The 7,139-nt window shown below is 56.6% G+C and carries 9 protein-coding genes; 4 read left to right on the forward strand and 5 right to left on the reverse strand.

Annotation, left to right across the window (positions count from 1 at the left end; genetic code table 11):
* On the reverse strand, window positions 1-508 hold a 508-nt coding region (locus tag HMPREF1494_RS10540), incomplete at its 3' end, for a replication protein RepA (protein ID WP_269319378.1).
* 704 nt (window positions 509-1,212) lie between these two features.
* On the opposite strand from HMPREF1494_RS10540, the gene HMPREF1494_RS11620 reads away from it, so the two are divergent.
* The gene (locus HMPREF1494_RS11620; protein WP_196336403.1) at window positions 1,213-1,368 is read left to right on the forward strand and encodes a hypothetical protein; all 156 of its coding nucleotides are present in this window, start codon (window positions 1,213-1,215) and stop codon (window positions 1,366-1,368) included.
* Between the two features lie 126 nt (window positions 1,369-1,494).
* On the opposite strand, the gene HMPREF1494_RS11535 is transcribed toward HMPREF1494_RS11620, so the two are convergent.
* Window positions 1,495-2,190 (reverse strand): hypothetical protein, encoded by a 696-nt coding sequence (locus tag HMPREF1494_RS11535; RefSeq protein WP_155807190.1) that lies wholly within the window; start codon window positions 2,188-2,190, stop codon window positions 1,495-1,497.
* A 437-nt stretch (window positions 2,191-2,627) separates the two neighbouring features.
* On the opposite strand from HMPREF1494_RS11535, the gene HMPREF1494_RS10550 reads away from it, so the two are divergent.
* Both HMPREF1494_RS10550 and HMPREF1494_RS10555 read left to right on the forward strand, forming a co-directional pair.
* Window positions 2,628-2,888: a hypothetical protein gene (locus tag HMPREF1494_RS10550; protein WP_051404766.1), complete on the forward strand. Its 261-nt coding sequence runs from the start codon at window positions 2,628-2,630 to the stop codon at window positions 2,886-2,888.
* Window positions 2,885-3,166 carry a CopG family transcriptional regulator gene (locus HMPREF1494_RS10555; protein ID WP_231495417.1) on the forward strand — a complete coding sequence of 94 codons (282 nt, stop codon included), beginning with the start codon at window positions 2,885-2,887 and terminating at the stop codon, window positions 3,164-3,166. Before HMPREF1494_RS10550 ends, HMPREF1494_RS10555 begins: the two co-directional genes overlap by 4 nt.
* 668 nt (window positions 3,167-3,834) lie before the next feature.
* On the opposite strand, the gene HMPREF1494_RS11540 is transcribed toward HMPREF1494_RS10555, so the two are convergent.
* Complete coding sequence (locus tag HMPREF1494_RS11540) at window positions 3,835-4,377, reverse strand: hypothetical protein (RefSeq protein WP_155807192.1); 543 nt, start codon at window positions 4,375-4,377, stop codon at window positions 3,835-3,837.
* 392 nt (window positions 4,378-4,769) lie between these two features.
* Between HMPREF1494_RS11540 and HMPREF1494_RS11625 the strand changes: the two genes are divergently transcribed.
* Window positions 4,770-4,919 (forward strand): hypothetical protein, encoded by a 150-nt coding sequence (locus HMPREF1494_RS11625; protein ID WP_196336404.1) that lies wholly within the window; start codon window positions 4,770-4,772, stop codon window positions 4,917-4,919.
* 64 nt (window positions 4,920-4,983) lie between these two features.
* Here HMPREF1494_RS11625 and HMPREF1494_RS10560 read toward each other — a convergent pair whose 3' ends face one another.
* Both HMPREF1494_RS10560 and HMPREF1494_RS10565 read right to left on the reverse strand, forming a co-directional pair.
* Window positions 4,984-5,946: a replication initiation protein gene (locus HMPREF1494_RS10560; RefSeq protein WP_034522844.1), complete on the reverse strand. Its 963-nt coding sequence runs from the start codon at window positions 5,944-5,946 to the stop codon at window positions 4,984-4,986.
* 669 nt (window positions 5,947-6,615) lie between these two features.
* Entirely contained in the window at window positions 6,616-7,047 is a 432-nt protein-coding gene (locus HMPREF1494_RS10565; protein ID WP_034522846.1) for a hypothetical protein, read from the reverse strand.
* Window positions 7,048-7,139: the final 92 nt, after the last annotated feature.

Raw genomic sequence — 7,139 nt, forward strand, 5'->3', positions numbered from 1 at the left:
AGTTCTCAAACAACCCGCGTTCCTGGGACTCACCCCGTAGCCAGTCGATCCGCCATTTCTTCGCCACGGTCCACGCCATACCTTCACTACGAGCGGCGGTGTTATTGGAAATGACATAGGAACAAGAAAAAAGCCGTTCCAGCTGCGGCTTGATGGTACGCAGGCTCTTACCGCCCACGTTCACGCCGATCAGTCGCAGGAATTCACGGAAAGTGGTGCCCAGATGCAGTGTATTCGTCTCCGAGTCGAAGCACGGATCACCGGTCTTAATCATCGTGCAAGCCCACATCTCAAAGAGACGAGGATACTTGCCATACGGCAGGGAATCGGCGCCGGACACGTAGCGCACTTCCAGAGTGCCGTTGCGCCGAACTATTTCCTTCGCACCATCCTTGGGCTTGCGGTAGGGAAGACTCACCTGGGCTGCGATCTTGGAGATGAAGACATGGGACATCCATGGTTCGCCGGACGGAGGAATAAGTTCCTTGGAATCGATACTATTGGTCACGCCAATCACTCCCTTTTAGTGGTGGGCCACGCCCTCGGAGGTGCCAGCCTCGCGAGGGCATTTTCATACGAAATCCAGTGTGGACTTTGGCCACCACCTTAGCAGAAAACTTGTGGACTTTGGCCACGCCTGTGGATAACTGCGTGGACTTTGGCCACCAAATGAGGGACTTTGGCCACCAAATGAGGGACTTTGGCCACCAAATGAGGGACTTTGGCCACCGCAATGTACCCTGAGGCTTACTGGCAGTAGGGCTGAGTCGGAGTCCCAGGTATACAGGTATACAGGTACTAGGGACGATGAAGAAAGATCAGATGTGGATAACTCATGGATCTACAGGCAAAACAGAGAGCGACGGGGAAAGAACCCGCCTACGATCAGCCGTCCCGAAATCAGACAATCACGCCACCGGCATAGCCGCTAGGAATGCAAAGGGCCGGTGCCTTCGGGCACCGGCCCGACGCTTAGTCAGGGGATGGGAATGAAACCACCACACCGGTTTTGGCCATCTTCCCGAAGAAGTCGTTGCGCACCGCCTTGAAAGTGGGAAGAAGTTGCAGTGCTTCAACCGGCACTTCCATGTTAGCCGATACCATCGTTCATGTCGAGAAAGCCTTTTGCAGGGGCTGGAACGACCGCCCGGCAATAACCGGGTGACGTTGCCGCGCCAGTCGCGGCGCGGCTTGGTCAGAAAGGCGCAGATCATGCGCATGAATGATGAGGGGCCGCGCAACGGCCCTATGGTCTGGCTGATGGCGGTGCTTGTCATCGCCCTCGCGGCCAAGGTGGACACCACCGCAGCCGACATCATGGTACTCGCCATAGGCGCGTACGCGATGGCCAGCCATAGGAGCGGCTAACGGCCTCAGCTTGCGGCAGGTTTATCCCCGCCGCAAGCATTTTCCTTCGACTTGCCGGAAGCTTCTGCGGGACAGTTGACGACAGTCCTGGTAGCACAGATCACGACAGCAAGGAAAATCCCTGTTTTAATGATTATTCCAAGAATCCCCTTTGCGGTGAGCAAAGTTGAGCTGCCGTACATTATGAATTCGGTGAGAGTAAGAAGCATCGCGAACACCAGTGTCGCTACACCCGTGCGAAACCAAGGAGCGCGCAATGTCTTCATGTCTACTTCCTCCCCCAGCAGTCGATAGGCCCCACACCATTCCACCAACAATTCCACCGATAGCGCCAAGAGAAGCGCCAAGGATACCACCGCCAGCGATGGCACCGCTGATAGCGCCAGTGACACCACCGCCCAGTGCAGTATGCGCGATGCAGTTGGCGTAGCTACCGGCGCTATAAGTCACAATCGCGTATGCCATTAGCTTGGAATCGCTAAGTACCTGATAGGAAATTCCGCGTCCCTCAAACTCCGTAGAGAGTGAATCAAGCTTCTGTCCAGTCATTGAGGTGATTGCGACGCTTCCATCGCTGTTCGAAACGAATTTGGCGTTTTCCAGTGTGACTTGAACGCCTCCGTTGACTCTCTGAGCATGGAAAGTGGGTTGCCCTATAGCAGCAATCTGCGTTTGTTCGCTTGGTGTGGTTTCGGATGCCATAGCAGCTGATGGAGCCAAGGCATATCCGCCTAAGCACAATGCCAGAGCAAGTCCTAAAGCGGCCATCTTCTTGGAATGTGTGACGGGAACGTCAGCGTTCCCTTTGTTCTCTCGAACCATAATTACCTTCTTGGTAATCCCGGAAACTAGGTTTTAGTCTTCTGCCATGAACTGTAGGCTTGCGCAGCTTGCGAGACTCGATGTCCGTGCTGATTTTTTCTGTGGGGATAACTCGTTCTTTGACGGCAGAAAAGAATGCCTACAGCTTGACACTCACGGGATTGAAATCCCGTGAGTGTCAAGCTGTAGGCAGGATACCTATGCCCATCCGTGGCTGAACGGTCTGGTTTGAGATCTTTGTCGCAGATTCCGGAGTAGCAAGCGACGTGATTGTGGCCACAATCACTCGATTCGCGGTGCGAATCGGCTTGCCGGGGAGACCCGTACCCCATGGTCGGCGGGGCCTCCAGACCGCTCGCGCGGCGAATGCGACCAAGGCATTTCTTTGGTGTGCCTGTGGTGTTATTCTGGTGTTACTTTGTTTTGGAGGTGTTGGAGTGGAGATCTACGTATCGTCCAGCGTGCACGAGCGGCATCCGGAACTGTTCGTCGAGGACGTCCTGACGGCGTTCAGGAGCGCCATGCAGGAGGCGCGCAGGGATGACGGCACATGGATGCTGGTTGGCCTCGACGGGCGTGGCAGGAACGTCGAGGTGCTGTACGCGGAGAACCACGGAACCATCGTGATCTACCACGCGTTCACGCCGCCGACGAAGAAGTTCCTGAACGAGATGAACCAGCTGAGGAGGCAGTCATGAGCATGAGCGAACGGGACAGGCAGCTGCTGGCGATGGTCGGCATGACCGAGGAGCAGGCCGAGCGCAACGCGGAGATAGCCGAGTCCGAGACCATCCCCGACGGCCTCGTGGGACCGGTCTACTACGGGCTGCACATGCTCCCGCAGTCGGACGAGGAGATGGTCTCCATGACCGTCAAGCTGCCCAAGAGCCAGCTCGAGAAGGTCACGGAAACGGCCAAGCGCTATCACATCAGCCGCAGCGAGTACGTGCGCAGGCAGCTCGTCGGCGCGATCTGACGGCGGAAGCAGGACGGGAGCACCCGCGTGCCTTCACGGTGGCACGCGGGTGCTCCCTTACGTGTTCCCACGGTGTTATATCGGTGCCACCGTGGTGGCACCTGCCGCGTGAGCGGTCTGGAGGCCCCGCCGACCATGGGGTACGGGTCTCCCCGGCAAGCCGAAACGCACCGCGAATCGAGTGATTGGATATCCAATCACGTCGCTTGCTACTCCCAAATGCGTGATCAGAACAGCGGCACTTCCCCGTCCATGTGCTTCGCCTTCTCCTCGGCTTCCGCCTCGCGTTCCTTGCGGCGCGCGGTAGCAGCGCTGGCGCACGGCACCCTGACTCATGGTCAACTACTGCGATGCTAGTCGTCGCAGTAGTTGACGGAGAAGCTTGGCGAGAACCTGCAATCCGCCGACGCGACGCGGAACACCCAGAATCCGCACCGCCATTACAGGCGCTAAAACGCGATAAGCACTGCACTTTGGAAAGTGCAGCGCTTATCGTTCCGTCAGCAGTTCTCCCTAACACTACTTTCTTCTGTATCTAGACCATTTATCGAGAATTGACAGAATAGCGGACGCGACGCCTATGAAGACTATGGCGACATTACTGCTGACAATCCCGATGACGATCAGCGTGACGGCACACGCAAGCTGCAGAAGAAGAATTAGCTTCATTAGCAACTCAATTTAATTCCTGCTGCACTAATAAGCAGATTCGCACCCTTTAATACCCAGCCTACAGTGTTGGTTGGCATGCCTGGGATAGTCAAAATAAATCCCACGGTCGATACCACACATCCCAATGGAACGCTTTTCCCAATTGGAGGCAACGGTACCTTTTTAAGGTCAACCTTTGCTACTGCTTGTCCCGTTGCGGCATTGAATATTGTGAATGATGCTCCTGTTGCATCCGCCGCCTTACATTGCCTTGCTGATAGGCCATACCACGTTGTGTGCATATGCGAGCTGATGCATTGCGTCTGAATATTACTGGCAGAAAATGTGCTGGCGTTCTGCTGTGAATAGAAAACCTCGTACCCATATGGAGTTAGTGGGCTAGATTCTTCTCCTCGGAGAACTTGAGGATTGACCCATGTAGCTTGAGAAGGATCAACCTCGCTAGCTGAGGCATGTGCATCGGTAAAAAGAAGGCAAAGTGATAGAGCGAGGAAAGCTGTGAAAATAGTAATTGCTTTATTTAAATAAGTATCCTTCATCAATCCTCCTTGATTGGAATTACAAGATACTTCTCTTACAAAGCTACTCCCAGAGTAGTTAGAACTCAATAGATCATCTAAGACGTTCTTTATGCCCATCGAGATAGAGAACACAAAGGGCCGGTGTCTTCCAGACACCGGCCCGAAGCCAGTTACGAAGAGCGCACTGGAAGCGCTCACCGGCATCGGCCATCCCTCCGAAAGAAGTCGTTGCGCACCGCCTTGAAGATGGAGAGATGTTAGCGCGCCTCAACCAGCACTTTCCATGTTAACCGATACCATCGTTCCTGTCGATCAATACCCAGTAGCGCGGGTTGAGAGAGACCGCCAGACAACGGTCTGGTGACGCAGCCGCGCTTTAGCGGCGCGGCCAGTTACGAAGGAGAGCAGTCATGCTCAACCGGAACAAGGAGCCGCGCAGTGGCTCGCATATCTGGCTGATGGCGGTCATCGCCGTCTGCCTCGCACCGGCGGTGCATCCCATCGCCGCCGACGTCGTCCTCACGGCCCTGGCCGTCTGGGCGATGAGAAACGGCCGCTGAACGGCCCCGGCCCGTCCGAGCGCAAGCCCGGACGGGCCTTCCCATTCCGCCCGGCCTGCGGGAATCAGTCGAACAACGGCACATCCACAAGGCTGTTGGACGCGCTTCCATGGCCCGCCACGTTGCGCGCGTCCATCCGGCAGGCCACGCACCGCTCGGCCGGCAGGGAGCCGTCCAGGTGCCCTCTCGCGGCCGCCATGTCGAAGTCCCCGGTCCACCAGACCTCGCCCCAGCCCCTGACCTCCACCAGGCGCGGCGTGACGGACTCCAGCGATCTCCTGGCCGCGTCCTCCCGCACGGACCAGCTCAGGTCCACGCGCGGCGCTCCCCTGCCGCCGGGCACCCTCTCCGGATCGAACTCAAACTCGAAACCTACCAGCTGTGACCGTCCTCGTCCGGCGGCCACCTTTGCGAACTTGCGATGCACTTTCAGGTTCATCAATGGTCCTAGCTCATCCTCAATCGGCTTGATAACCCTGCTGTTTATGTGTGAAGTTCGATATGAATCTGGTATATCGAGCAAGCGGCGGAATTCTGCCAAACTAACTTTCCAAACGCCGATCTGACGGTATTGCTTCAGACGGCGGTAACACTCCTTGGCATAGCTGGAGCGCAGGCTGGTGAACTGTTCCAACTCGAATCTGGTGAAGCCGCTGGTCAGGTCGTTGAGCAGGAACGAGAACTTGGCGTTGACCGCAGCGGTCAGCGTCTGGGAGGACGGGTCTGTTACGAAATCGGAGAACAGCGCGAACTGGTGAATAGCGCCACGTCCGTCTGTGAACTCGAAGTTCAATGCCAGAAGGCGGCGGTTCATGCTGACCAGGAGATTGGCGAACTGGATGTTGGTGAGGTTCTTCTCCAGGTTCATCTGCCTCTTCAGCTCATCGAATGGGAAGCTCTCCTCCGTCGTGCCGTGGTCGCGCAGTCCGGAGCAGACGGTCATAAGCAGGTCGATCTCGAGCGGCGTGAACTTGCGCAGCACCTGGTTGTTGAACTGGTTGTCGTACTTCACGATTTCATTCGCCATAAGTCCAGCGTAACATAAAAAGAAACATAAATAAATTTTGTGTCCCTTATTCCCTTTTTGTGTCCTCAATAGTTCCCTTTTTGTGTCCTTTAATGTCCCGGTTCCCCTACTGCCAACTGCTTTCCCGGGAGTCTAAAAGATGTATAAAAGATTTATATAAAAGGGCGCAAGCGCCAAAATAACGGCACGGAACAGACCACCAGCAGTCATCCAAGGCATCAGCAGAAGAACCAGCCAGGCACAGCAGAATACGACACCAGAGCAGAGAAGGTCATCGACAGATACAAGAGAGGCAACGGCATAGAAGACCGAACCAGAAAACCCAACATCACCAAACGCCAACCATGCGCGTCTTGCACCCACCCCGTTGGGGGATGCCGAGAACGGCGTCATTCGTAGGTCGTGTGACGTGTTTAGATGGGTTTTCGCCCGATATCGCGACAGATCGCATGGAAAATCCGCGTGGGAGGGGGCATGGTTAAGCGCCCATACGGGCACCTTCCCGGTCATATGCCAAGGCACTTGCCCCATCACGTGCCCGGGCAAACAGGTGTAGCAAGTTATACGGATCGTGTACACAATCCAAACCGCCCTCCACCGCCCGATGGTGGTGGACATGGACCCGAGTGCCGAAGGCCTAGATGGAGAGGAAGCGAGCCGTGAGTTCGGTCACATCTTCCCGCCCATCATGAGGATCAGGCCCTTCGCCTCGTCGATCGTCATCCCTGATGCCAGGAAGCACTTCCACAGTTCGTCTTTGAGAAAATCGTAGGATCCGCTGATCCTCCGACGCCACTGCGTCGGCGAGCAGGACGCGTAGGAGTCCAGGGCCGTCCTGACGCGCTCCGGGCCGAGGATACGTGCCAGATCCTCGGGAATCAGCTCGTCCGACTTCCTGCGCGCGACCAGCCAGGTCCCTTTCTCGTTGTGGTGCTTCTTGAGTTCGATCAGGCCGCGACGTTCGAGTGTGTGCGCGGCCCTGCGCAGGCCGGACGCCTCGGACGCGCTCCCGGCCGCGGCCGTCAGCCGCACCCACTTGCCCGGATGCCGGTCCACCTGCCCCAGCACCTGCTCGCACTTCCGACCCAATCCGCTGCCCATGCCGCCTCCAAACGTCGCGTGATACATATGGGTAACGTATCACGCAACACTTGGATGATGGTAGGGCGGGTCAGGCCCGCCCTACCGTAACG

This window comes from Bifidobacterium sp. MSTE12 (assembly GCF_000513015.1).
GTDB lineage: Bacteria > Actinomycetota > Actinomycetes > Actinomycetales > Bifidobacteriaceae > Bifidobacterium > Bifidobacterium dentium.